This window comes from Bradyrhizobium manausense (assembly GCF_018131105.1).
Taxonomy (GTDB): Bacteria; Pseudomonadota; Alphaproteobacteria; order Rhizobiales; family Xanthobacteraceae; genus Bradyrhizobium; species Bradyrhizobium manausense_B.
Map to the genome: position 1 here is coordinate 2,093,937 of NZ_JAFCJI010000001.1, position 25,184 is coordinate 2,119,120.

25 protein-coding genes are annotated in these 25,184 nt (G+C 64.5%); 13 read left to right on the forward strand and 12 right to left on the reverse strand.

What is annotated here, in order from left to right; genetic code table 11:
* Positions 1–74 precede the first annotated feature (74 nt).
* On the forward strand, positions 75–1,028 hold the full coding sequence (locus JQ631_RS09810; RefSeq protein WP_212325806.1) for an AEC family transporter: 954 nt from the start codon (positions 75–77) through the stop codon (positions 1,026–1,028).
* Between the two features lie 4 nt (positions 1,029–1,032).
* On the opposite strand, the gene JQ631_RS09815 is transcribed toward JQ631_RS09810, so the two are convergent.
* Positions 1,033–2,217 carry a UbiH/UbiF family hydroxylase gene (locus JQ631_RS09815; protein ID WP_212325808.1) on the reverse strand — a complete coding sequence of 395 codons (1,185 nt, stop codon included), beginning with the start codon at positions 2,215–2,217 and terminating at the stop codon, positions 1,033–1,035.
* 140 nt (positions 2,218–2,357) lie between these two features.
* On the opposite strand from JQ631_RS09815, the gene pcsA reads away from it, so the two are divergent.
* The 3 genes from pcsA (at position 2,358) to JQ631_RS09830 (ending at position 4,856) form a co-directional block, all read left to right on the forward strand.
* Positions 2,358–3,083, forward strand: a complete 726-nt coding sequence (gene pcsA, locus JQ631_RS09820) for a phosphatidylcholine synthase (RefSeq protein ID WP_249160232.1) — start codon at positions 2,358–2,360, stop codon at positions 3,081–3,083.
* Positions 3,080–3,805 (forward strand): TerC family protein, encoded by a 726-nt coding sequence (locus JQ631_RS09825; RefSeq protein ID WP_212325812.1) that lies wholly within the window; start codon positions 3,080–3,082, stop codon positions 3,803–3,805. Before pcsA ends, JQ631_RS09825 begins: the two co-directional genes overlap by 4 nt.
* 76 nt (positions 3,806–3,881) lie before the next feature.
* A complete protein-coding gene (locus JQ631_RS09830) occupies positions 3,882–4,856 on the forward strand; it encodes a quinone oxidoreductase family protein (protein WP_212325814.1) in 975 nt (324 codons plus the stop codon).
* 96 nt (positions 4,857–4,952) lie between these two features.
* On the opposite strand, the gene JQ631_RS09835 is transcribed toward JQ631_RS09830, so the two are convergent.
* Together JQ631_RS09835 and JQ631_RS09840 are read right to left on the reverse strand one after the other, a co-directional pair.
* Positions 4,953–6,149: an acetylornithine transaminase gene (locus JQ631_RS09835; RefSeq protein ID WP_212325816.1), complete on the reverse strand. Its 1,197-nt coding sequence runs from the start codon at positions 6,147–6,149 to the stop codon at positions 4,953–4,955.
* A 250-nt stretch (positions 6,150–6,399) separates the two neighbouring features.
* The gene (locus JQ631_RS09840; RefSeq protein WP_212325818.1) at positions 6,400–7,548 is read right to left on the reverse strand and encodes a tetratricopeptide repeat protein; all 1,149 of its coding nucleotides are present in this window, start codon (positions 7,546–7,548) and stop codon (positions 6,400–6,402) included.
* Between the two features lie 125 nt (positions 7,549–7,673).
* Here JQ631_RS09840 and JQ631_RS09845 point away from each other — a divergent pair, with 125 nt between their 5' ends.
* Complete coding sequence (locus tag JQ631_RS09845; RefSeq protein WP_212325820.1) at positions 7,674–8,609, forward strand: hypothetical protein; 936 nt, start codon at positions 7,674–7,676, stop codon at positions 8,607–8,609.
* A gap of 100 nt (positions 8,610–8,709) precedes the next feature.
* Here the strand turns inward: JQ631_RS09845 and rimO are convergent, their stop codons facing one another.
* Positions 8,710–10,029, reverse strand: a complete 1,320-nt coding sequence (gene rimO, locus JQ631_RS09850; RefSeq protein ID WP_212325821.1) for a 30S ribosomal protein S12 methylthiotransferase RimO — start codon at positions 10,027–10,029, stop codon at positions 8,710–8,712.
* 163 nt (positions 10,030–10,192) lie between these two features.
* On the reverse strand, positions 10,193–10,600 hold the full coding sequence (locus JQ631_RS09855; protein ID WP_249160234.1) for a DUF1330 domain-containing protein: 408 nt from the start codon (positions 10,598–10,600) through the stop codon (positions 10,193–10,195).
* 127 nt (positions 10,601–10,727) lie between these two features.
* On the opposite strand from JQ631_RS09855, the gene JQ631_RS09860 reads away from it, so the two are divergent.
* From JQ631_RS09860 to JQ631_RS09885, 6 genes are all read left to right on the forward strand, one after another.
* Complete coding sequence (locus tag JQ631_RS09860) at positions 10,728–11,732, forward strand: LysR family transcriptional regulator (RefSeq protein ID WP_212325822.1); 1,005 nt, start codon at positions 10,728–10,730, stop codon at positions 11,730–11,732.
* 128 nt (positions 11,733–11,860) lie between these two features.
* On the forward strand, positions 11,861–12,451 hold the full coding sequence (locus JQ631_RS09865) for an ANTAR domain-containing response regulator (RefSeq protein WP_212325823.1): 591 nt from the start codon (positions 11,861–11,863) through the stop codon (positions 12,449–12,451).
* Complete coding sequence (locus JQ631_RS09870; RefSeq protein ID WP_212325824.1) at positions 12,448–13,611, forward strand: CmpA/NrtA family ABC transporter substrate-binding protein; 1,164 nt, start codon at positions 12,448–12,450, stop codon at positions 13,609–13,611. Before JQ631_RS09865 ends, JQ631_RS09870 begins: the two co-directional genes overlap by 4 nt.
* 345 nt (positions 13,612–13,956) lie before the next feature.
* Positions 13,957–14,787: a formate/nitrite transporter family protein gene (locus JQ631_RS09875; RefSeq protein WP_212325825.1), complete on the forward strand. Its 831-nt coding sequence runs from the start codon at positions 13,957–13,959 to the stop codon at positions 14,785–14,787.
* Positions 14,788–14,800: 13 nt separating this feature from the next.
* A complete protein-coding gene (locus JQ631_RS09880; RefSeq protein ID WP_212325827.1) occupies positions 14,801–16,597 on the forward strand; it encodes a NirA family protein in 1,797 nt (598 codons plus the stop codon).
* Positions 16,594–18,207, forward strand: coding sequence for a sulfite reductase subunit alpha (locus JQ631_RS09885; RefSeq protein ID WP_212325828.1), 1,614 nt, complete (start codon positions 16,594–16,596; stop codon positions 18,205–18,207). The genes JQ631_RS09880 and JQ631_RS09885 overlap by 4 nt, the downstream gene beginning before the upstream one ends.
* Positions 18,208–18,672: 465 nt before the next feature.
* Here JQ631_RS09885 and JQ631_RS09890 read toward each other — a convergent pair whose 3' ends face one another.
* The 4 genes from JQ631_RS09890 to JQ631_RS32465 all read right to left on the reverse strand — a co-directional run bounded on the left by JQ631_RS09890 (position 18,673) and on the right by JQ631_RS32465 (position 21,487).
* Positions 18,673–19,443 carry a LamB/YcsF family protein gene (locus JQ631_RS09890; RefSeq protein ID WP_212325829.1) on the reverse strand — a complete coding sequence of 257 codons (771 nt, stop codon included), beginning with the start codon at positions 19,441–19,443 and terminating at the stop codon, positions 18,673–18,675.
* Between the two features lie 29 nt (positions 19,444–19,472).
* Positions 19,473–20,510 carry a 5-oxoprolinase subunit C family protein gene (locus tag JQ631_RS09895; protein ID WP_212325830.1) on the reverse strand — a complete coding sequence of 346 codons (1,038 nt, stop codon included), beginning with the start codon at positions 20,508–20,510 and terminating at the stop codon, positions 19,473–19,475.
* Positions 20,507–21,238 (reverse strand): 5-oxoprolinase subunit PxpB, encoded by a 732-nt coding sequence (gene pxpB, locus JQ631_RS09900; RefSeq protein ID WP_212325831.1) that lies wholly within the window; start codon positions 21,236–21,238, stop codon positions 20,507–20,509. Before pxpB ends, JQ631_RS09895 begins: the two co-directional genes overlap by 4 nt.
* Positions 21,239–21,361: 123 nt before the next feature.
* The gene (locus tag JQ631_RS32465) at positions 21,362–21,487 is read right to left on the reverse strand and encodes a hypothetical protein (protein WP_283841756.1); all 126 of its coding nucleotides are present in this window, start codon (positions 21,485–21,487) and stop codon (positions 21,362–21,364) included.
* On the opposite strand from JQ631_RS32465, the gene JQ631_RS09905 reads away from it, so the two are divergent.
* Together JQ631_RS09905 and JQ631_RS09910 are read left to right on the forward strand one after the other, a co-directional pair.
* Entirely contained in the window at positions 21,486–22,184 is a 699-nt protein-coding gene (locus JQ631_RS09905; protein ID WP_148772666.1) for a ribonuclease activity regulator RraA, read from the forward strand. The two genes, JQ631_RS32465 and JQ631_RS09905, sit on opposite strands and share 2 nt — an antisense overlap.
* Positions 22,185–22,203: 19 nt before the next feature.
* Positions 22,204–22,608, forward strand: a complete 405-nt coding sequence (locus JQ631_RS09910) for a (R)-mandelonitrile lyase (protein WP_212325832.1) — start codon at positions 22,204–22,206, stop codon at positions 22,606–22,608.
* Positions 22,609–22,618: 10 nt separating this feature from the next.
* On the opposite strand, the gene JQ631_RS09915 is transcribed toward JQ631_RS09910, so the two are convergent.
* The 3 genes from JQ631_RS09915 to JQ631_RS09925 form a co-directional block, all read right to left on the reverse strand.
* Complete coding sequence (locus JQ631_RS09915) at positions 22,619–22,975, reverse strand: hypothetical protein (RefSeq protein ID WP_212325834.1); 357 nt, start codon at positions 22,973–22,975, stop codon at positions 22,619–22,621.
* Between the two features lie 158 nt (positions 22,976–23,133).
* Positions 23,134–24,024, reverse strand: coding sequence for a DUF2147 domain-containing protein (locus tag JQ631_RS09920; RefSeq protein ID WP_212325836.1), 891 nt, complete (start codon positions 24,022–24,024; stop codon positions 23,134–23,136).
* Between the two features lie 257 nt (positions 24,025–24,281).
* Positions 24,282–25,064, reverse strand: a complete 783-nt coding sequence (locus tag JQ631_RS09925) for a transporter substrate-binding domain-containing protein (RefSeq protein WP_212325837.1) — start codon at positions 25,062–25,064, stop codon at positions 24,282–24,284.
* Between the last annotated feature and the right edge of the window lie 120 nt (positions 25,065–25,184).

The following is a 25,184-nucleotide window of genomic DNA, read 5'->3' on the forward strand; positions in this document are numbered from 1 at the left end:
CTAGTGCCCTGATCCGGAATTAACCCGCCGCTGCGGGACAGATAGCTCCCAGATCCTCAGAAAACACTTCATCAATGATCGATATCCTCAATCTGGCGCTACCTTATTTCGGCTTGATCTTCGTCGGTTTCGCCTGCGGCAAGGCCAGGTCGCTGCCGGAATCAGGCCTCGCCTGGATGAACTTCTTCCTCCTCTACGTGTCGCTCCCGGCGCTGCTGTTCGCGATCATGTCGAAGACGCCGTTTTCGGAATTGAACAACCCGCCGTTCCTGATCGCGACGACGCTGTCGACGGTAGCGGCGTTCACCATCGCGCTGGTGGTTGGCAAGGTGCTGGGCGGACTGACGCTGCGTGAAGCGACGCTCGCGGGCCTGTCCGGCGGCTACGGCAATATCGGGTACATGGGGCCGGGGCTGGCGCTCGCGGTGCTCGGGGCGAAGGCGGCGGCGCCGACCGCGCTGATCTTCTGCTGCGACAGTATTTTCCTGTTCACCATCGTGCCGCTGCTGATCGAACTGTCGGATCGCGATCATCCCTCGATCGTGCATGCCTTCGGCGTCGTGCTGAAACAGATCGTGCTCAACCCGCTGATCATGTCGGCCTGCTTTGGCGCAGCCGTGGCCGCGCTCCATATCGAGCTGCCGGTCGCGCTCGACCGCACCATCACCTTCCTCCAGAACGCGGCCGCGCCGACCGCGCTGTTCGTGCTCGGCGTGACCGTGGCGTTACGGCCGTTCGATCGTGTGCCCTGGGAGGTGCCTGGTGTGATCGCGGTCAAGCTTCTGGTCCACCCGCTCGCAGCGTTCGGCCTGATGCTTGCGTTCGGGCCGTTCGCTCAGCCCTGGGCCGCCACGGCGATCCTGATGGCCTCGCTGCCGCCGGCACTCAATGTGTTCGTGATCGCGCGTCAGAACGATGCCTGGATCGAATCCGCCTCTGTCGCCGTGCTGCTCGGCACGTTTGCGTCCGTGGTCACGCTGACCACCGTGATGTGGTTGCTCCAGACTGGTCGGCTCGTGTTTCCGTAGACGCTTATCGCCGCCACGTCGGCGTCAGCCCCTCGCGCATGGCAAGGCGCCGAAGTGGGCCGATGGCGCCGAGCAGATGCATGCCGACGGCGCGGACCGGCTGGAGCGGCAGGAAGTCGTTGAGCAGCGAGCGATTGGCCACGTCGATCACAAAGGTTCGGCTCAAAATGTCCGGGCGCCGCGCACGGTCGTAGCGCTTGAGTACGTCGTCGGCGCCGGGATCCTGCCCCGATGCGATGGCGTCGCCGGCGAGCCTGCCGATGTCGGCGGCATCGCGCAGACCGAGGTTGAGGCCTTGGGCGCCGATCGGCGGAACCACATGGGCGGCTTCACCGACCAGCGCGATCCGGTCACGCGCAAAGGACTGCGGCCGTTCGATCGCCAGCGGGAATAAATTGCGGCCTGGTTCGACCGTCATCCGGCCGAGGATGGAATGCGACTGCTTCTCGATCGCGACGGAGAGCTCTTCGTCGCTCAAGCCACGAAGCCGTTCGGCCTCGGCCGGCGCCGAGACCCAGACGACACTGGAGCGTTCGCCGGGCAGGGGCACGAACACGCAGGGACCGTGCGGCGTGTGGAACTCGGTCGAGATATTCCGGTGCGGTCTGATATGCCTGACATTGAAGGTCAGCGCCGTCTGCGTCAGGTCACGCCGTGTCACCGCGATGCCGGCGGCCTCCCGGCACAGCGAGTGCCGGCCGTCGGCGCCGACCACGAGCCGGGCCGAGAGGAATTGCGCGGAGGTCGTACGGATCGCGACATCGTCGGTCTCGGTGACGACGCTGTCGGCCTCGTCGTCGAAGCGGACGAGATCGGGGAGCTCGGCCGCGCGCGCTTCCAGCGCCAGCATCAGCGAGCGGTTGTCGATGTTGTAGCCAAAGGCCTCGCGCCCGATCTCGTGGCAGGAGAACCTGACCTCCGGCGCCCGGAACAGCCGGCCGGTATCGTCGACGAGGCGCATCACCTCGAGGGCCGCCGCCTTGTCCTTGCAGCGCGACCAGACGTCGAGGCTTTCCAGAAGATCGACGGAGGCGCCCAGCAGCGCGGTGGTCCTGTTGTCGGCATAGGGCAGGTGCCGCGCCACCAGCGCCGTCCGCGCGCCAGCCTGCGCCAAGGCAATTCCGGCCGCAAGGCCTGCCGGTCCGCCGCCGATAACGCTTACGTCAAAGTGTGTCGAAGCATCTGTCATGCAGCGACATTTGACACGCCCTGCGGCAAATTCAAGCCCACCTGTTTTGCCTGATTTTATGACGAATTGCGCGGCGCAATGCCGCGCCGGCGGATGTGCAAACCCGTCCCGTTCTGGTAGCAGAAGCCATGGAAACTCAAATGGACAGCCAAGGGGATTCCCTCAAGCCGACGCCCGTGATCCGTGCCGCGGCGTTTTCGGTGCACGTCTTCACCGCTTTCGGCGCGGCGATTGCACTGCTGGCGATGCTGGAGGCCGTGCGCGAGCACTGGGCGGCGATGTTCGGATGGCTGGGTGTTGCACTCGTCATCGATGCGGTCGACGGGCCGATCGCGCGCCGGCTCGACGTCAAGAACGTGCAGCCGAACTGGTCGGGCGACGTGCTTGATCTCGTGGTCGACTTCGTCACCTATGTCTTTGTGCCGGCCTATGCGATCGTGGCGAGCGGCATGCTGCTGCCGGTGGCGGCGCCTTTGCTCGGCATCGCCATCATCGTCACCAGCGCGCTCTACTTCGCCGATCTGCGCATGAAGGCGGACGACAATCATTTCCGTGGATTTCCGGCGCTATGGAATGCGGCCGCGTTCTATCTGTTCCTGCTGCACTGGCCGCCGCTGTCGTCGACCCTGCTGGTCACGGCCCTGGTGGTGCTGACCTTCGTGCCGTTCCACGTGCTGCATCCGGTCCGCGTCGTGCGGCTGCGATGGCTGACGATGTCGCTGATCGCGCTGTGGGCCGTGCTCGGGCTGTATGCGCTGGAGATGGATTTTCACGTCGGCACCGGCGTGACGATTGCGCTCTGTGCGATCGCGCTCTGGATCGCGTTCAGCGACGCATTGATCCGCTTTGCAAGGTCCTTCGCATGATGCATTTGTTGACCAGCCCTGAGGCCTGGGCCGCACTGTTGACCCTGACTTCGCTCGAGATCGTGCTGGGCATCGACAACGTCATCTTCCTGTCGGTGATCGTCTCGCGCATCCCCGAGCCGCAGGCCAGTCGCGCCCGTCAGATCGGGCTCGCGTTGGCGTTGATCTTCCGCATCATCCTGCTCAGCGTGCTGGTCTGGCTGATCGGGCTGACCGCGCCGGTATTCTCGCTCGCGGGCTACGACTTCTCGTGGCGCGACCTTATCCTGATCGGCGGTGGCCTGTTCCTGATCGCGAAGGCGACGCACGAGATCCATGCCGAGGTCGAGTCCGGTGAAGGTGAGGGGAAACAGCAATCCGGCGGCCGCGCCTTCTTCTGGGTGATAGCTCAGATCATCGTCATCGACATCGTGTTCTCGCTGGACTCGATCATCACCGCGATCGGCATGGCACAGGACATCGAGATCATGGTCGCCGCTGTCGTGATCGCCTGCGTGATCATGTACATTTCGTCGGGACCTGTGGCGCGATTCGTCGCGGAACATCCGACCACCAAGATGCTGGCGCTGGCATTCCTGGTGCTGATCGGAGTCGCTCTGGTCGCTGATGGATTCAAGTTTCACATTCCGCGCGGCTACATCTATTTCGCAATTGCGTTCTCGGCGGCGGTGGAGTTCTTCAACGTGCTGGCCAAGCGCAATCGCAGGAAGAAGCCCGGCTAGCCGCTTCGGCTGGCGTCGAGTTGACAAGGCAGGCGTGATGTCTTTCGCTTGAAGGGCGAGAAGAGGAGGTCAGGTGATGACCAAAGCCGTCCGGGTGCACAAGGTCGGGGGCCCTGAGGCCCTGGTCTATGAGAGCGTCGATATCCCGGCGCCCGGACCTGGCGAGGTGCGCATCCGCCAGCACGCAGTCGGCCTGAACTTCATCGACGTCTATTACCGCACCGGCCTCTACAAGGCGCCGGGGCTGCCCTTCATCGCGGGCAACGAGGCCTCCGGCGAGGTGGTCGCGGTCGGGCCGGGCGTGACCAATTTCCACCCCGGCGATCGCGTTGCCTACTACCACAATCTCGGCGCGTATGCGAGCGAGCGCAACATCCCCTGGGAGAAGCTGGTCAAGCTGCCCGACCACATCACCCACGAGCAGGGTGCGGTGCTAATGCTCAAGGGGCTGACCGTCTGGTATCTGCTGCACAAGACCTTCAAGGTCGAACCGCATCATCGCGTGCTGATCCACGCCGCAGCCGGGGGCATTGGCCTGCTCGCCTGCCAATGGGCGAGGGCGCTCGGTGCGCATGTCATCGGCACAGTCGGTTCGCGCGAGAAGGCCGAACTCGCGGAAGCCAATGGCTGCGACCACGTGATCCTCTACAACGAGGAAGACTTCGTCGCCCGCGTGAAGCAGATCAGCCGCAACGAAGGCTGCGACGTCGTCTATGACGGCGTCGGCAAGTCGACCTTTCCAGGCTCGCTGTCCTGCCTGAAACCGCGCGGCATGTTCGTCTCGTTCGGCAATGCCTCAGGTCCCGTGCCGCCGTTCTCGATCGCTGAACTCAATAATCACGGCTCGCTGTTCGCGACCCGGCCGAAGCTCAACGACTATATCGGCACCCGCAAGGAACTGCTGGAAGGCGCCGACACGCTGTTTTCCGCCGTCATCAACGGCAAGCTGCATGTGCCGATCAATCACGCCTATGCGCTGAAGGACGCCGCGAAGGCCCATATTGATCTCGAAAGCCGCAAGACGACCGGCGCGTCGATCCTGAAGCCGTAGGTCACCGTCATTGCGAGCGAAGCGAAGCAATCCAGAACTGCTTCCGCGGAAATCGTCCGGATTGCTTCGTCGCTTCGCTCCTCGCAATGACGAGCCTTACGCCACGCGTCTTGCCGCCCCCGCCTTGGTCAAAATCCCGTCGAGACAACAGGTCATCTCGGCGATCTCTGCCTTGGTGACATTCAGCGCAGGCATGAAGCGCAGCGTGTCGAGCTGCGGCGCATTCAGCAGCACGCCGGCTTCGAACGCCTGCGCGACGATGCCGGGCGCGATCGGCAGCTTGAGATCGAGCGCGAGCAACAGGCCGCGGCCGCGCACGGCGCCGAGGCCGTGCCGCGCCGAGACTTTCTGCAGTTCGCTTTCAAGCAGCAGGCCCGTCTCGGTGACCTGCTTCAGGAACTCCGGCTTGCCGACGTCTTCGAGCACAGCCAGCCCGGCCGCGCACATCAACGGGTTGCCGTTGAACGTGCCGCCCTGGTCGCCGTGCTCGAAGCAGGAGGCGCGTTCGGTCGCAAGCAGCGCTGCGAGCGGCACGCCGCCGCCGATGCCCTTGCCGAGCGTCATGATGTCGGGCGCGATTCCTGTGTGCTCATAGTGGAAGAGTTTTCCGGTCCGGCCCATGCCGGTCTGGATCTCGTCGAAAATCAGCAACAGGCCGTGCGCCTCGGTGAGCGCGCGCAGCTCCTGCAGGAACGGATCGGTCGCCGGCCACACGCCTGACTCGCCCTGGATCGGCTCGAGCATGACAGCGACGGTGTTGTCGTTGATCAGCGCCGCGACCGAGGCGATGTCGTTCAGCTTCGCCTTCTTGAAGCCGGCAACCTTCGGCTCGAACAGCGGCTCGAAGGCCTTCTTGCCCGAGGCCGACATCGTCGCCAGCGTTCTGCCGTGGAAGCCGCCTTCGAAGGTGATGATTTCGAACGCGCCGCCCTTGTGCAGGCTGCCATATTTGCGCGCGAGCTTGATCGCGCCCTCGTTGGCCTCTGCGCCCGAATTGGCGAAGAACACCTGGTCGAAGGCGCTGTTCTCGACCAGCGTCTGCGCGAGCTTGAGGCTCGGCTCGTTGTAGAAGGCCGGGCTCGGCGTCAGCAGTCGTTTGGCCTGCGAAGCGAGCGCGTCCGCGACCGCCGGCGGGGAGTGACCGAGGCAGTTCACGGCCCAGCCCTGCACGAAATCGAGATAGCGCTTGCGGCTGTCGTCCCAGAGGTATGAGCCGGCGCCGCGGACGAACACGGCCTTGGGCCGCGCCGTGATGTCCATGAGCGCGTCATACGGATGGGTGGCGGTGGTCATGTCGAACTCCTCTCAAGGCAGCGAAGATCTGGGGGCGGGTGAAAAAGGGACGCGAAAAGCAAGAAGGCCGCACTTTGCGGGTGCGGCCTTCTCGAAAACTGTGCTGAATTTACTGGTTCAGCGGCGTCGTCGGACATGGCGCAACCCATCATCGTCGCGGGAGCGACGACGCATGGCCTGGCGCAGATGGGTCCGAGTCTTGATCATGGGGCGGGTCCGTACAGCCGAAGGGCAGGAGTTGTCAAGCGGGTTACTGAACGTTGTAATGCGAAAACACGTCGGCGACCCCGGCGTCGATCGCTTTCGCGGCGGCGATGTCGCGCTCGGCACCTGCAGTGTCGCCCTTCTTCCGCTTCGCAAGCCCACGTCCATAGAGCGAGCTGCCGAGCTCCGGCTTCGCTCGCAGCGCGGCGTCGTAGTCGGTGATCGCCGCGTCGAGATTGCCGAGCTTGAGATAGGCGAGGGCGCGGCTGTCCAGCGTATCAGGATCGTTCGGGGCCATCCGCAGCGACTGCTCGCAATCGGCCAGGGCCTCCTGCAGACGCCCGAGGATTGCACGCGTCATGCAGCGCGAATTGAACACGCCGGAATAGCTCGCATTGGCCTTGAGCGCACGATCGTAATCCGCAAGCGCCAGCGCATAATCGTGCGTCTCAAAATACATGTTGGCGCGCGCATAGAAATCGCGGTCGTTGTCCGGCGAGAGCTCAACCGACTTGCCGAAATCGGCGAGCGCCCGGGCGCGGTCGCCGCGATCGCGAAAGATGCGTGCGCGATTGCCATAGGCGGGGCCATAGGCCGGATTGAGCCTGATCGAGGTGTCGAGATCGGCCAGCGCACGATCGGCCTCGCCATGTTCGCGATAGGCGCTGCCGCGGTTGTAGAAGGCGAGCGCGAACTTCGGATCGAGTTTGATCGCGCGATCGTAGTCGGCGAGCGCCCGCCCATACTCGTTCTTGCCGATGTAGGAATTGCCGCGGTTGTTGTAGTACTGCGCCTCATCCGGAACGAGCCGGATGGCCCGCGTATAGTCCAGGATGGCGTGGTCGCGGTCGCCGAGATCGTCATGGACGATGCCGCGATTGTACCACGCGACGGCATCGCTGGCGTCGAGGTCGATCGCACGGTTGAGATCGGCCAAGGCGCGCTCGGTCTCGCCCTTGCGCCGATAGATCTCGCCGCGGTTGGCGAGTGCGACCGCGTTCGACGGATTGGCCTTCAGCAGGGCCGAGCAGCCTGCGAGCCGCTGCTCGTCGCTGACCTCGTCGGAACCGAAGCACCATTGTCGCGCCTGCGCCGCCGACGGGGATTGCGCGGCGGCTGGAAACGTGAGCAGGGTCAACGCAGTGGCCAGCGCGCGCAGCCCTGGCCGGATATCGATCCTGTGATTGCATGTCATGTGTTTGCTGCGCAGAAACCAACAAGCCTCTAGCGCGTTTGTGATCTCGGGACGCGAATTGGTTCGAACCGGACCTCGTTCGGGACAGACCAAGAGGGACGGGACCAACCAGACAGTTTTCAGCCTTGTCCGACACGCCTTATCCGATCGACCTCGACAGCATTCGCGGCGCGTTTCCGCCGGGCATCGAGGCGCCGCCTTTGCTGCTCGATTTTGCCGGCTGGCTGAACGGGCGCCCCTGGGGCAGCGTCGGCTGCTTCTCGCTGCAGGGCCAGTTCTCCGACCAGGCCCCGATCTTCGACGGCAGCCCCTTGCGCGACCGCTTCGCACTGTTCATGCGCCTGCCTGACGGTTCAGCCGTCGGCGGCTGGTACGGTGCCGGTCTCGACCGGGACGATCCCCCGATGGTGGGGTTAGGCTCTGAGGGCGACTATGAGCTGCTCGCGCCGTCTCTCGACGCGCTGCTGTCGAAGCTGACCTCGCAGCAATTCGACAACGCCTGGCACGACCTGCGCCCGCACGACGAAGTCGAGCCCCAGACGGTCGAGCTTGCGCAGTGGCTCGCCCGAAGGCCGACCGGCGAACCCGTTGCCTGCGAGGACGGCGAACTGCCCGATTTCCGCGGCTTCGTCGAGAAGTGGAGCCGGGACCGTGAGGATTATTGGGCCAATCATCGTCTGATGGCCGAACTCGGCTGGCGGCTCGCCGCGCATCTGCCGAAGGGCAAGAAGTCCTGGGACAAGACGCTTTTCGAGGTCGCGATATCAGGCAAGCAATACGAGGCGCGCGTCCTGTCGCGCGGACCGCAACCGTTCGAGGAAGCCGGCTCGATCGAATCCCTCTTGCGCGATCTGCGCGAGGAGATGCGCCGCGCCCAGCCCGAGCTCGGGCTGTGGTACGCGATGAAATTCGGCCTTTATGCCGACGGCCGCGTCATGCCGAATTTTGAGTACGACGTGCGCCCGATCATCGATGGCGAGCCGGCATTGCTCGCCGAAGCCAAGGCCGATCTCGCTCGCGCCCCGCGCCCGGAGCGCTGGGTCCCGAAATGGCTGGCCTGATTGCATCCACGGCGTCATTGCGAGCGTAGCGAAGCAATCCAGAATCCCTCGGCGGCGACACTATGGGTTGCTTCGCTACGCCCGCAATGACGGAGCAGCCTCAAAATCCCGCGACGCTGCCGTGCAGATCGTATTGATCGGCCCGTTCGATCTTCGCGGTGACGATCTCGCCGACGCGCAGGGGGCGGCGGCTCGACAGATACACCGCGCCGTCGATCTCCGGCGCATCGGCCTTTGAGCGGCCCTTTGCAACGGTAGGTCCGACTTCATCGATGATGATCTGCTGGCGCGTGCCGACCTTGCGCTTCAGCCGGCGCGCCGAAATCTTCTGCTGGCGCGCCATCAGTGCGTTGTAGCGCTCCTGCTTGATTTCTTCGGGCACGGGATTGGCGATCGCATTCGACGTCGCGCCCGCGACGGGCTCGTATTTGAAGCAGCCGAGGCGATCGATTTCGGCTTCATCGAGCCAGTCCAGCAGATAGGCGAAGTCGGCATCCGTCTCGCCGGGGAAGCCGACGATGAAGGTCGAGCGCAAGGCGAGGTCAGGACATTCCTCGCGCCAGCGCTTGATGCGCGCCAGCGTCTTGTCCTGCGCGGCCGGGCGCTTCATCGCCTTCAGCACCTCGGGGCTCGCATGCTGGAACGGGATGTCGAGATAGGGCAGCACCTTGCCCTCGTTCATCAGCGCGATGACCTCGTCGACATGCGGGTAGGGGTAGACATATTGCAGCCGCACCCAGGCGCCGAGTTCGCCAAGCTCGCGCGCGAGGTCGAGGAATTTGGCGCGGACCTGACGATCCTTCCACGGGCTCTCGGCATATTTGAGATCGACACCATAGGCCGAGGTGTCCTGCGAGATGACGAGCAATTCCTTGACGCCGGCGCCGACCAGGCGCTCGGCCTCGCGCAGCACGTCATCGGCCGGACGCGAGACCAGGTCGCCGCGCAGTTTCGGGATGATGCAGAAGGTGCAGCGGTTGTTGCAGCCTTCGGAAATCTTGAGATACGCGTAGTGACGCGGCGTCAGCTTGATGCCCTGCGGCGGCACCAGGTCGAGATGCGGGTTGTGCGCGGGCGGCAAAGCGCGATGCACGGCATCGAGCACACTCTCATATTGCTGCGGACCGGTGATCGAGAGGACACCGGGATAGGCCTCCTCGATCTGCTCGGGCTCGGCGCCCATGCAGCCGGTCACGATCACCTTGCCGTTCTCGGCCATGGCCTCGCCGATCGCCGAGAGCGATTCCTGCTTGGCGCTGTCGAGGAAGCCACAGGTGTTGACGATGACGATGTCGGCACCGTCATGCCTGCGGGCGAGCTCATAGCCCTCGGCGCGCAGGCGCGTGATGATGCGCTCGGAATCCACCAATGCCTTGGGGCAGCCGAGTGACGTGAATGAAATACGCGGCGCTCTTTCCATGTATCGCCTGGAACCTGCTGCTGAATTGTTCGGAATTGCGTTCGAAGTAATTGATCCGATGACAAAATTCAACCGCTACGGCCGGCCTGGCGCCGGTAAAATGAGACATGGCTGGCGGCAGCCGCGTCAGGCTTTGTGCCCGGCGCGCGGCTGCTGTTGACGATCAAGGCTGGTTGGCGGCGCCCTCGACGGCAAATGTATGATACGTGGCATATTTCTCGCCGACGGCTCGAACTTTTACGTAGGCCGGGTCGTTTCGCCAGGCCCGAAGCGCCTCCATGCTCGGATACATGTAGATCACCACGCGTTTGGGCGGGTTTCCATCAACGGCAATGACCTGTGCACCGGTTGCCGCCGCGCCTGCTGCAGCAACCAGTTTCCCGCCATGGGCCTTGATGATCTCCCTCGCCTTGGGGAGATATTCCCTGGCATAGCCATCGGGATCGGAGACGTCGATTTGACCGATCAGATAAGCGGGCCGGGACGTTTCACCATGCAGCGCCCGGCTGCCGAGGGCGCCCAATGCGGTACACGCCAACACCACGAGACCGATTCTGCATCGCGAATTCATGTGAGCCTCCCACTCATGCTTTGCCGCTGCCGCAAGCCGTAAGCTGCGCCGGACTCTCCGCGGGAATTCAAGGTGCGTCCAATACATATATTCTCTCACGACTTATGCCTGAGTGGTATAAGCGGGCATGAACCTTCGACAGGCCCTCACGTTTCTGACCGTGGCCGAGCTCGGCACCGTCTCGAAGGCTGCTCTGCGGCTGCGTGTCGCCCAGCCGGCCTTGTCCAGGCAAATCATCGCGCTCGAGCAGGAGCTCGGCTTGCGGCTGTTCGATCGGGTCGGGCGCCGTCTTCTGCTGACCGGCGAGGGCGAGCAGTTGATTGCAGGGTGCCGCCTGCTGCTCAACAGTGTCAGTTCGCTGCAGGAGCAGGCTCAGTCGCTCCGTCAAGGCGACACGGGGGTTCTCAAGATCGCCGGGTCGCCGCAGCACATCGAGAGCGTGCTATCGCAATTTCTTCACCTGTACGCGAAGCAATATCCCAAGGTCGAGATCAGGATCAGGGAGGGTACGGGCAGCGAAATATTGACCATGCTCGAACGTGGCGAAATCCATCTCGGCCAGAACCTGCTGCACGCGGTCAGGCTGGACGAACGGCACTTCGGCAGTCTGCCGCTTGGATCCGTGCAGTTGCTGGCTGTGTGTCACCCTTCGACGCCCCTCGGCCCGAACCGTACCATCGAAATCGCCGATCTCGCTGGGCTTCCGTTGCTGCTGATGGACGGCGGGTTCGGGTTTCGCCGTGCCTTCGACGCGGCAAGCCGGGTGGCGGGGCTCAAACCGACGATCGCGTTCGAGAGTCGTAATCCGCATACCTTGCTGGCGCTCGCCGAGGCAGGCCACGGCGTAGCGATCGTTCCTTCCCAACTGCAGTGCTGGCGTTACCGATTGAGGATCGTCGGTCTCACGCATCGACGACGCGTCTTGCAGGAGGCCCTGACCATCTCATGGGACAAGCGGCGCCCGTTGCCGCGCTTCGCGACTGATTATTGTGCAATGCTCGCCGCGCATATGCGCGAGACGTTTCCGATCACGCGCCCGACGGAGCCGGCCACGGCGAAACGCGGCGTTCGCTCCCGTGCAAAGCGCGTCCCGGCGGTCAGGAGCGCCGCGGCTGGTCGCAGCCGAGCTTGAGCGCAGCCGTCTGGCCCGGATCTCATCTGCCTGATGGATGATCCTCGGCTAGTCCCAATTGCTCACAATTACCACCCTTTGCATCGCCTTCCGGCATGCTATGGATGAATCGCCGCGATGAGTGAGCTATGAGCGCCGAACAGTCACCCAAAATCGTGATCGTCGACGAAAGCCCCGTCCGGGCCGCGATCCTCGAGGAGGGGTTGCGCGAGGCCGGATTCACGCAAGTCGTCCATATCCGCGAGATGCAGAGCCTGCTGGCCCGTATTTATGCGGTAGATCCCGACATCATCCTGATCGATCTGGAAAACCCCAGCCGCGACGTGCTGGAGGCGATGTTCCAGGTGAGCCGCGCCGTGAAACGACCGATCGCGATGTTCGTCGACCAGAGCGACTCCGCCTCGATCCAGGCCTCGGTCGAGGCCGGCGTGTCGGCCTACATCGTCGACGGCTTGAAGAAGGAGCGCATCAAGCCGATCCTCGATCTCTGCGTGTCACGCTTCAACGCCTTCGCAAAGCTCCAGGAGGAGCTGGAGCGCACCAAGTCGCAACTCGAGGACCGTAAGATCATCGAGAAGGCCAAGGGCATCCTGATGAAGGTCAAGAGCCTCACCGAGGACGAGGCCTACGTGCTGCTGCGTTCGACCGCCATGCGCGAGAAGAAGAAAATCGGCGAGATCGCGCAGTCGATCATCACCGCGTCGGAGATGCTCAAATGACCGCTCCGCTTCGCATCGGATTCATTCCGCTGGTCGATGCTGCCGCGCTCATCATCGCCGTCGACAAGGGATTTACCGCGGCCGAAGGGCTCGAGGTCGAGCTGGTGCGCGAAGTGTCCTGGTCCAACGTCCGCGACAAGCTCAATATCGGCCTGTTCGACGCCGCGCATCTGCTGGCACCGGTCGCGATCGCATCCTCGCTCGGGCTCGGCCACGTCAAGGTGCCCATCGTGGCGCCCCTCAATCTCGGCATCAACGGCAATGCGATCACGGTCTCGCCGACGCTCCATGCCGCGCTGATGGAGGTGATCGACGGCGACCGTTTCGATCCGCTCGCGACGGCCAGGGCGCTGGCGAAGGTCGTGGCCATCAGGCGCAAGGCGGGCGCCGATCCGCTGACCTTCGGCATGACGTTTCCGTTCTCGACCCACAATTATCAGCTCCGGTTCTGGATGGCGGCCGCCGGCGTCGACCCCGACGAGGACGTACGTCTCGTGGTGTTGCCGCCGCCCTACATGGTGGACAGCCTCAAGAACGGCCATGTCGATGCCTTCTGCGTCGGCGCGCCCTGGAATTCGGTCGCGGTCGATCTCGGCATCGGCCACATCCTGCATTTCGTCTCCGACATCCTGGTGCGGGCGGCGGAGAAGGTGCTGGCCGTGCGTCAGGTTTGGGCCGACAAGCATCCGGATGTCGTCGCGGCGCTGGTACGCGCGGCGGTGAAGGCGGCCCAATTCATCGAGAACCGGGAGAACCTGGCCGAGGCGACCCGAATCCTGGCGCAGCCCGAGCGCGTCGGCGTCGATGCCGAGGTGATCCAGCGCTCGCTCGCCGGACGCCTGAAAATCTCGCCCGAGGGCGCGCTGCGCGAGAGCGGGCGCTATCTCCTGGTCGGACGCGAAGGGGCAGGGCGCCCGGACCCGGTCCAGGCCGCCTGGCTCTACGCCCAGATGCTGCGCTGGGGGCAAACGGCGCTGAGCAATGAAGCACTCAGGACCGCTATGGCCGTGTTCCGGCCGGACCTCTACGACGCCGCGCTCGGCCGCAGCGGAGATGGCCAGCCCGACACCTCCTTTACCGCCTTTGCCGGGCCGGCGTTCGACCCTCGGGATTTGGGCGGCTATCTCGCCTCGTTTGAGATCGGGCGGCGGGCTTCGTAGGGTCTGCTCAAAACTTAATCATTCCGATTCGAAGCTTAATCTTTGGGCTGTTGCTGCCCGAAGTGGCATGAACCATGATCCATTTCATGCGCTGCATATAAGCCTAAAGCGCTGATTTTCAACTGATTTTGTAGCTTGTGCTGCACTGGCACACTCCTTGAATAGGTACGCCCGAGCTGCCCGGCAAGGTCGCCGGCGGCTCCGAGTCCATGGTGGATTTCCGCAGCAACGAGGCTGTCCGGATCGCCAGGGTTCCGAGAGGCGCGTGCCCGACCGGCTCCCAGCGATCATCGTCCGTTCAACCCCGTTGAGGCCGCCTATCGCGCGGCGAGCTGGAGCTTCGATATGGATTACGCGAAACCTTCTGATGTCGTGGCCTCGATGGTCGATGCCAGCGTGAAGAAGCTGGCGCTCGCCCCGCGCGACATTCTGATCCGCGGCGCGATCTCGGGAGCCCTACTCGGGGCCGCCACCACGCTCGCCTTCGGCGCCGCTCTCACGACCGGCCAGCCCATCGTCGGCGCGCTGATCTTCCCGGTCAGCCTCGTGATGATCGTGCTGCTCGGCCTCGAACTCGTTACCGGCAGCTTCGCCATCGTCCCGCTCGCCCGCCTCGAGGGTAAAGCCACCTGGAATGCGGTGATCGCCAACTGGTCCTGGGTCTTCGTTGCCAATTTGCTGGGCAGCCTCGCCTTTGGCGTGCTGATCGCGATCTCGCTGACCAACATGGGCAAGGTCGAGGTCAGCGGCGTCGCCGCGCGCATCGTCGCGGTCGCCGAAGCCAAGACCATCGCCAATGCCGCGATCGGCACCGCCGGCATGGTCTCGGTCTTCGTCAAGGCGATCCTCTGCAACTGGCTGGTCTGCCTTGGCGTCGTCATGGCGATGACCTCGACCTCGACCGTCGGCAAGATCGCTGCGACCTGGCTGCCGATCTTCCTGTTCTTCGCGCTCGGCTTCGAGCACGCCGTCGTCAACATGTTCGTCATCCCGACCGGCATGCTTCTTGGCGCCAAGGTCAGCCTTTCGGATTGGTGGCTGTGGAATCAGATCCCCGTGACCTTAGGCAACATCGTCGGTGGCTTCGTCTTCACCGGCCTTGCGCTCTACGCGACATACAAGCCCGCAAAGCCGGCGACCGAGATGGCGCAGGTCGTGGCCCAGCCAGCAGAGTAGGTCCATTCAGCTCATGAAACTCGAAGCAGCACCCACGACCGATTTCTCCGACGAGCAGAAGCGCTACCTCGAAGGTTTCATGTCCGGCATGCAGGTCGGACGTGTCGGGCGCGCTTTTGCAGCCGGCGGCGCGCCTGCGGCTGGTGCTCCCGCCGAGCCAACCGGCCCGGACGCTGCGGCGATCAAGGCGCAGGACAAGCTCACGGCGGCGGGCAAGAAGCTCGTCGACCAGGAGAAGTTCAAGCGTGAGATGCATCCCTTCGATGCCTATGAGCGCCTGAAGGACCAGGCGCGCAACAACGCCAACCCGACGCCGGCGGATAATTTCCGCTGGCGCTATTACGGCATCTTCTGGGTGGCACCGGCACAGACCTCCTACATGGCGCGCCTGCGTATTCCCAACGGCATCCTCAAGCACTGGCAGATGGCGGGTCTCGCCGACATCGCAGAAAGCTGTGGCGGCGGCTACACTCATGTCACCACGCGCGCCAACTTCCAGATCCGCGAAATCGAGCCGAAGAACGCGGTGACGCTGATCGAGGGCATCCAGGACATCGGACTGTGCTCGCGCGGCGCCGGCGCCGACAACATCCGCAACGTCACGGGCACGCCGACGGCCGGCATCGATCCGCAGGAGCTGCTCGACACGCGCCCGTATGCGCGCGAATGGCACTACCACATCCTCAACGACCGCTCGTTGTTCGGCCTGCCGCGCAAGTTCAACGTCGCCTTCGACGGCGCCGGCAAGATAGCCGCGCTGGAGGAGACCAACGACATCGCTTTCACCGCGGTCGAGGTGAAGGACGGCTTTGGTGTCGAAGGCGGGATTTGGTTCAGGCTCGGCCTCGGCGGCATCACCGGCCACAAGGATTTTGCGAAATATTCCGGCATCGTCGTTCGTCCTGAAGACGCGACTGCTGTTGCCGATGCCATCGTGCGCGTCTTCGTGGAACACGGCGACCGCACCAACCGCAACAAGGCGCGGCTGAAATACGTGCTCGACATCATGGGGCACGACGGCTTCCTCAAGCTGGTCGAGGAGCGGCTGAAGAAGCCGTTCGCGCGCGTGCCGGCCGAGGCTTTGGCGTCGCGTCCGCTGTCCGACCGCATGGCCCATGTCGGCGTGCACAAGCAGAAGCAGGCCGGGCTCAATTGGGTCGGCGTGGCGCTGCCGGTCGGCAAGCTGACCTGCGAACAGATGCGTGGGCTGGCGAAAATCGCGCAGGATCTCGGTGACGGCGATATCCGCCTGACGGTCTGGCAGAACCTGCTGATCTCGGGCGTACGCGATGAGAGCATCGCGCTCGTCTCCGCGGCTGTCGAGAAGATCGGCCTGGCCACGCAAGTCTCGAACGTGCGCGCCGGCCTGATTGCCTGCACCGGCAATGCCGGCTGCAAGTTCGCGGCCTCCGACACCAAGCGCCATGCCGCCGCGATCGGCGACTGGTGCGATGAGCGTATCAATCTCGACACGCCGCTCAACATCCATCTGACCGGGTGCCATCACTCCTGTGCGCAGCACTACATCTCGGACATCGGTCTGATCGCGGCCAAGGTGCCGGGCGCGAGCGAGGATGACCAGGTCGAGGGCTATCACCTCTTCACCGGCGGTGGCTTCGGTCCCGATGCCGATATCGGGCAGGAGGTTTTTCACGACGTGAAGTCCGAGGACGTGCCGAAGACTGTCGAGGCTCTCCTGAAAGCCTATCTGGCCAATCGCACCTCGCCCGAAGAGACGTTCCTGACCTTCTCCCGTCGCCATGACGGGGAAGCCCTGCGCAAACTCGCCGAAGCGGAAGTAGCAGCATGACCCAGATGTCCGTGCCTCCCAAGATCGAGATCATTCCGGCCAGTGCACCGTTCAGTGAAGGCCAGCGGCTGTGGCTGAACGGATTCCTGGTCGGCATGTTCGGTCTCGACGGTTCGACACCGCTGTCGCCGGCGGAGAACGGGGCGGTCCTGGCGCCGCAAGGCGACGGCGATGACGGTGAGGCGCCATGGCATGATCCGGCGATGGCGATCGCCGATCGGATGAAGCTTGCGGAGGGACGTCCGCTCCGCCGCCGCATGATGGCGGCGATGGCGCAGCAGGATTGCGGCCAGTGCGGCTACAATTGCGCCGATTATTCGGACTCGATTGCCAACAAGAGCGAAGCCCGCCTCAACCTCTGCGCCCCCGGCGGCAAGGAAACGGCGCGGATGCTCAAGCAGCTCGCCGAGGAGATCGACAGGGCGCCGGCCGCAAAGCCTGCGGCAGGAGCGGCCCCGGCCGCGAGCACGCCGGCCGCACCGGACCTGAAAGCCGAGCTCGGCCGTGCCCGCGAGAATCCGGCTGACGCGACCTTCCTGTCGAAGCGCCTGCTCAACAAGAGCGGTTCGGAGAAGGAAACCTATCACGTCGAGTTCGATCTCTCCGAGAGCAAGCTTGACTACGTCGTCGGCGACAGCTTTGGGGTGTTCGCGCGCAACGATCTCGGCCTCGTCGATCAGATCATCGCGCTGCTCGGGGCATCCCACACCACCAAGATCAACAACAAGACGCTGCGCGAGGCGCTGGTCGAGGACGTTTCTCTTTCACCCGCGCCCGACAAGCTGTTCGAGCTGCTCTCCTTCATTACAGGCGGCGCGCAGCGCGAGAAGGCGAGGGCGCTGGCGCAGGGCGAAGATCCCGATGGCGATGCCGCAACGCTCGACGTGATGGCCGCGCTGCAAAAATTCTCGGGCACGCGGCCGCATCCGGAAGCGTTCGTCGAGGCGCTCGAGCCGCTCCAGCCGCGGCTCTATTCGATCTCCTCGTCCCACAATGCGACGCCCGGCAAGCTGTCGCTGACGGTCGATTCCGTGCGCTACGTCATCGGCAAGCGCAAGCGTCTCGGCGTCGCCTCGACCTTCCTCGGCGAGCGCATCAACGAGGGCGACAAGCTCAAGGTCTATGTGCAGAAGGCGCACGGTTTCGCCCTGCCGCAGGATCCGAAGATTCCAGTCATCATGATCGGTCCCGGCACCGGCGTCGCGCCGTTCCGCGCTTTCCTGCTCGACCGCAAGGCGACCGGCGCGCAGGGCAAGAACTGGCTTTTCTTCGGCCATCAGCGCAGCGATTGCGACTTCTTCTATCGCGACGAGCTCAACGCGATGAAGACGTCGGGCCTGCTGACGCGCCTGTCGCTGGCCTGGTCGCGCGACGGCGAGAAGAAGTTCTACGTGCAGGACCGCATGCGCGAGCTCGGCCGCGAGGTCTGGACGTGGCTGGCCGAGGGCGCGCACCTCTACATCTGCGGCGATGCCAAGCGCATGGCCAAGGACGTCGAGCGTGCGTTGGTCGACATCGTTGCCCAGTTCGGCGCGCGATCGACCGACGAGGCCGTCAGTTTTGTCGCCGATCTCAAGAAGAAGGGCCGCTTCCAGGCTGACGTGTACTAAGTCGCGGCGGCCCGTCGCCACTCGGTTCAATGTCGTGGGGCGGGCAGAGCAAAGCGGGCCCGCCTCGTCGATGGGCATGGCGCGCGAGGGCGTGCCTTTGCCTACCCCACGGGAGCCAGTCATCTCAGCGTTATCGACCGGGTTCCATCTGGCTTGAAGTTTAACGAATAGGATTCCCGGAACCGGCCGGTCCAGAGAATTTTTGCCTGCAAAGCGGCTCCGAAAGGCGCTTCCATCGCTATTTGCGCGATGGTCTTACAGCCGTCGCGCTGGATCATTCATACTCGCCGGATGGTGCGTTGGAAATCGACCATCCGGGAATTGTCGGCGGAAGCCAGGCTTCACCTTTATGCGCGGTCGCTCTCGCGCAGGACCGCGGCGAGTGCGCGTCATGTCGGGATCTACGGCACCTGTGCGCTTATCGCCGCGCTCCTCTTCGGCACGTTATCAGTGCACCCGTTCTGATCACGCCCCGCGCTTGAACGGCGCGACGTCGATCCCCGCGTCTTTCAACGCCTGACGCAGGCCGCGCGCGATGTCGACCGCGCCATGTGTATCGCCGTGGATGCACACCGTGTCCGTGCGCATCTTGATGACCTTGCCTGTGACCGAGACCACCGCACCGTCCTGCACCATCCGCACCACGCGCTCGGCAATCGCCTTGGCGTCATGCAGCACCGCGCCGGGCTTCTTGCGCGAAACGAGGTTGCCGTCGTCCTCGTAAGCGCGGTCGGCGAACACTTCGTGCACCATCGGCAGGTTTGCGTCCTCGCCTGCTTTCACCAGCTTTGAATTGGCGAGCACGACGAAGATCAGGCTGGGATCGACCGCCCGGATGCCGGCGGCGATTGCCTTCGCGGTCATGTCGTCCTCGCAGGCGACGTTGGAGAGCGCGCCATGCGCCTTCACATGCGTGACCTTGTGGCCGGCTGCCGTCGTGATCGCCTGTAGCGCGCCGATCTGGTAGGCGACGAGGTTCTCGATCTCGGACGACTTCAGCCCGGCGATCGGATGCCGGCCAAAGCCGTGCAGGTCGCGATATCCAGGATGCGCGCCGACCGAGACGCCGCGTGCTTTCGCCAGCTCCACCGTGCGGCGCATGATGTCGGGGTCGCCGGCATGGAAGCCGCAGGCGACGTTGACCGAGCTCGCGAGCTCGATCATCGCGGCGTCGTTGCCCATCTCCCACGCGCCAAAACCTTCGCCGAGGTCGCAATTGAGATCGATCGTCTTCATGGTTGCTCTCCGCCTTTTGGTCTTGTTGTTTACGGCTCCGCCGTGACCTGCCAGGTCCCGGCATCCATGGCGCTCACGGCATAGCCCGCAACGTTGGCATCGGCCAGTGCCTCGACGTTGAGTTCGACCGTGTCGGACGAGCGCAGGCGATCGGGCAGGTTGCGGATCAGCTGTTGGAACTTGCGCGCCTCGTCCTGCGCCTCGGCCATGGTGACAGCCTTGAAGCGGAACGCCGTTCCTGCCGAGGTCTGCGCGAGGCGGCCGACGTCGGCCGTGATCACGGTTGCGATCTTGGGGTAACCGCCTGAGGTGCCGCGGTCCATCATCAGCGCGATCGGCGAACCGTTGCCGGGCACCTGGATGCTGCCGTTGACGGTACCGTCGGAGACGATGTTGTGACCGTGCAGATGCTTGATGGCGGGCCCTTCGAGCCGGTAGCCCATGCGGTCGGACGTCGCCGAAATTTTCCACTCGCTGTCCAGGAACAGCGCCTTGTTGGCGTCATCGAACTCGTCGTCCTGCGGACCCAAGACGACTCGGATCGGGCCGCTCACAGGCTTCGGCAATTCGATCTGCAACTCCGGCGCGCCGCTCGCGGCATCGACCGTGAATTCGTCGCCGGCCTGAAGCGGGCGCGGGTAGGGGCTGCCGAGCCCGGCGCGGGCATTCACCGCGAGGCTGCCGAACACCAGCTCGCCTTTGATGGCGCCTTCGATCGCGAGGTAAGTGAATGCGCCGCCGCGGGCAAAACCCAGCGTCAGCGTCTCGCCATCCTTCAGCGTGACAGAGGTGTCCATAGCCACCGGTTTGCCGGCGACGTCGGCATTGCGCGGCGCGCCTGATATCGCCACGCGCACGGCGCCGTCCTTGGCCGCGAACGTGGCGCCGAACGGGCCGATCTCGACGGCGGCTGCGAGCGGCTCGTTGCCGACAAGCGTGTTTGCCGCAGCCAGCGCCAGCCGGTCCATCGCACCGCTGACCGTCAGGCCATAGCGCTGCGCGCCGTGGCGTCCGCCGTCCTGGACGGAGCTTGCGGGACCGATGGTGGCGACGATGAGCCGGCTCATGCGGTCACCTGCTCGGCGATGATCTCGCCGGCCTCGGCGGCGCGGTCCTGCTCTTCGAACGTCTTGTGGTCGATGGCGAAAAACGTCACGCGATCACCGGGTTCGGTGAGGAAGGTGGGATTCCGGTGGAGCTGATAGGTTCTGACCGGCGTGCGGCCGAGCAGGTGCCAGCCGCTGGGCGCCGCCAGACACTGGATCCCGGCCTGGATGCCGCCGATCGAGATCGTGCCAGCCGGCGTGAACAGCCGCGGGCTCTGCCGCCGTGACATGTGCAGCGATTTGTCGAGACCGCTGAGATAGGACCAGCCCGGCGTGAAGCCGATCATGGCGACGCGATAGTCACCGCCGACGTGCCGGGCGACGATGTCGTCTGGCGTGGTGTTCAACGCCTTCGCGACATCCTCGAGGTCGATGCCGTGCTCGCCGCCATAGGCGACGGGAATGCGCCAGCGCCGCGCCTTGGTCGACGGCGGCAATGGCTGGCAGGCGATCGGCAGCAGCTTTTCGCAGAGCGCATCGAACCCGATCTTGCCGGGATCGTAATGCACCAGCAGCGAGCGATAGGTTGGAATGGATTCGGTGATGCCGTCGATCGGCGTTGTGGCCAGCGCCTTGTCGAGCGCGAGCACGCGCTCATTGGCGGCGTCGTCGATGGTTCGGCTGAACTCGACCGTGACGGCACTGTCGCCGCTGGGCAGGAGGCGGGGCGGGGGAAGTGTCGCGGCCATGACCTCTCGAAATCGGTCTTGAGAAAAGCGCGGGCTCAGCCTTGAGTTCCGCAATGCCTTTGCTTCGCGTAAATGCGCCCGCAAGTCCAATAAATTAATGCCGGGGGTGGCGATAAAGCCTTGTTATCGCGGCGCATAACAGACCGGCAGGGCCGCATTATTGACGGGGCTTTGGGCCTTGACGGCAAGCGCCCGGCTCGCAAGATGCGCGCGTTCTTTCCCGCCCATCCGGAGCTCGTTCTCGTCCATGTCGCTGTCCCCCGAAGCCCGCAAGACCCTCGCCGGCATTACCACTGCCACCATCACCACGGTCCTGCTGAAGAAGGGCCTGCGCAATGTGTGGATGCGCGGCGCGCGTCCGCTGCGCCCGGGCCTGCCGCGCCTGGTGGGACCGGCCTTCACGCTGCGCTTCGTGCCGGCGCGCGAGGATCTGGCCACTCCGGAATCCTGGTCGTCGCCGATTTCGACCCGCACCGCGATCGAGGCGATGCCGGAGGGCTGTATCGCCGTGGTCGACGCCATGGGCATCACCGACGCCGGTATTTTCGGCGACATCCTTTGTGCGCGCATGATGAAGCGCGGCGTCACTGCGCTCGTCACCGACGGCGTCGTGCGCGACGTCGAGGGCGTGCTCGGCACCAATCTCCCGGTGTGGTGCGATGGCTACGCCGCGCCGCCCTCCGTGGCCGGCCTGACCTTCGTTGGCTGGGGCGAGCCGATCGGCTGCGGCGGCGTCGCTGTGTTCCCGAACGACATCGTCGTCGCCGACCAGGACGGCTGCGTGCTGATCCCGCAGGCCATGCTCGAGCATGTGCTCAACGAAGGCGTCGAGCAGGAGCGGATGGAAGCCTGGATCGTCAATGAGGTGAACAATGGCGCCGCGCTGCCGGGCCTCTATCCCATGAACGCAGAAACCAAGGCGCGCTACGCCGCCAGCAAGAAGTAACAGGAAACGAGGTACCCCCATGGACATCACGCTCGCAGGCACGCGGCCGACCCGCCGCGCGCCCAAGGAAAACTTCACCGGCACTGTGCTGCAGGACCCCATCAACATGGCGCCTGCGCCGGCGCGGTTGAACGTCTCGCGCGTCGCGTTCGAGCCCGGCGCCCGCACCAACTGGCACCACCATCCGCTCGGGCAGACGCTCTACGTGATTTCGGGTGTCGGCCGCGTCCAGACCAAGGGCGGACCGGTCAAGGAAATCCGTCCCGGCGACACCGTCTGGATTCCGCCGGGTGAAGTGCATTGGCACGGCGCCTCGCCTGATAACAGCATGTGCCACATCGCCATGCAGGAAGCGCTCGACGGTGTCTATTCGACCTGGCTCGGGCCGGTCACCGACGCAGAGTACGGCGCGGCCCTCGGCTGAGGTCAGGCGCTCACATCCGCTCAGCGGTCCACGTGCCCGAGCACATGGCGCCTCGCCATGTGCCGGAGCCGGAGGCGCCGCTGAGCCGGCCGGAGCCGACCGCGCTTTTGATGCCAGTGCTCAGGGTCACGTTGATGTTGCCGGCATCGGCGACGCGGCCTGACGCCATCATCGCGGCGCTGCCCGAGGCAATCTGACCGTTGTTGATTCCGATCGCGACCGTCGTGCCGTTGCCGCAGGTCTGGCTCGACGACGATATGCGGACATTCCAGGTGCCGTCGAACGTCGAGCCCGCAGCATCCGCATGCGCGAGCGGGAGAGCGATAGCGATCATCGTAGCGAAAAGACCCTTGCGAAAGCCGTTCATGACACGCCCCTGTGTTGACCTCGCGGGGAACATGTCACGGGCGCGGAACCGCCGATGTGAGGACTGTCACGCGCGGTGGTCTCTCTGTGAGGTGACGCACCAAGGCGAAGGGGCCCGGATGACGGGCCCCTTGTCTCTCTCGCAAGCGTCGCGCTGATCTAGTTCACGCGCGTCCAGGTCTGGCCGCCGCAGAACATGCCGCCGAAAGCGCAGCCCTGCACGTGCAAGCGGTCGGTGCCCTTCAGCGAGATCGTGGAGTCGTAAGTCGAGCCGGTGTTGGGATCGAGGATGCGGCCGGACCATTTCTGATCCTTGCCGGGCCTCATGTTGATCAGGACCTGCTCGCCATTCTGGTTCGATTTGCCGTCGACCGAATAGCCGCAGAGGTTATTGCCGCACTGCTCGATCCGGACTTTGCCTTCCTTCTCCTCGGTCAGCCAGATGCCGAGCGGCGAATTGGGATCGCGTGCGGGCGAGACGACGGGAGCCGCCGGGGCGACGGCCGCGGATTGAACGGGAGCGGGGGCAGGCGCCGCAGCCGGAGCGGGTGGTGGAGGCGGAGCCGGCGGCGCGGCGGCCACGGTCGGAGCCGGCGGCGGAAGTGGCGCCGATGGCGGAGGTGGAGCCGGCGGTGCCGTCGCCACCGTCGGGGCAGGGCTTGCAGCCGGTTGAGGCGGCGGCACCATCAGATCTTCAGTCGGAGCGGTGCTGGCCGTCGCTGCTGGAGGTGGTGCGGACGGGGGCGGCGGGGCCGCTGGCGGTGCTGCAGCGGCAGGCGCTTGTCCTGAAGCGGGCGGCACCGCTGGCGCCGGTGCGGTCGGTGGTTGCGGATCGACCTTGGCTTGCTGCGGGGTCTGCTGGGCCGGAGGCGTCTCGTTCTTCTTGGCCCTCTTGGCTTTACCGGTGTTGTCGTACACGCCGGGAATCTGCACCGTGCCGCGATCGGGATCGATCCGGATGGTACGGCCGCCGTACTCGAAAGTGTACTGCGCCTGCGCCGCGGTGCTCGCCAAAAGGAACGCAGCCGTCGCCAACAACAGCTTCCTCATTTCCATCTCCCGAACAGGTGGTCCCCGTACCGACGCTTACGCCCCGGTCCGATCGCGAAAAGTGATCTAGATCACTGTCACCGTATGAGTCGCCCTCCAGCGGTCCCGGGTTCAATGCACGGGGAGCCGGTCCAAAGTTTGGCGAAGGGCAAGCGACAGGAGGACGCGGGGGCGAGTCCCGTTGCCATGAAACCGGAACGGGACTCAATGTCGAAGCGCTTGACGCGGAACCGGTCACCACGTCGTTGGAAAGCGCTCTAGTCGAACCAGGCAGCGTAGATCTTCTTGTAGCTGCCGTCCTCCATGGAGATGTGCAGCCACTGGTCGACGAAAGCTTTCAGCGCCATGTCGCGCTGGAGCCAGTAGGCCTTCTCCGAGAAGTCGAACGGCTTTTCGGGATGCACCGCGCAGAGCACGCCTGAGTGCTGCTTCTGCTGGTAGCGGGTCTCGGAGGCATCCGTCATCATCAGGTCGGCGTTGCCCTTGGCGATCTCGTCGAAGATCTTGGTGTTGTCGGGGAAGACGGTGATGTCGGCATCCTTGACGTTGGCGCGCGCGAAGCGCTCGTTGGTGCCGCCGGGATTGACGATGACGCGAGTGCCCTTCTTGTCGATGTCGGCGAGGCTCTGGTACTTGGCCGTGTCGGCGCAGCGCGCGATCGGCGTCTTGCCTTCGCGCATGATCGGCATCGTGAAATAGCCCTTCTTCTGGCGATCGAGCGTCACCGAGATGCCGCCCATGGCGATGTCGAACTGGTCGGCCTCGAAGTCCTTCATCAGCTTCGGCCAGGCCGTGGGCACGAATTCGACCTTGACGCCGAGGGCCTTGCCGAGCGCCTCGGCCATGTCGACGTCGAATCCGGAGAATTGCTGCGTGGCCTTGTCCAGATAGGTGAAGGGCTTGTAGTCGCCGGTCATGCCGACGCGCAAGGTGCCGCGCTTGATGATCTCGTCGAGGCGCGATGGTACCGGCTGCTGCGCGTAAGCCGAAAGGTTTGCCAGCAACATCACGGCCAAAGCCGCCAGGACTCGAACAGACATTCGAACGATCATCTCTTTTCCACCCATGTCCGAGCTGTCATTGTGCAGCTCTTGAGACGTGGATTTAGACCAGATGCCAGTTTCTGGCGAGACGGAATTGAAGGGAATCTTGACGTGACG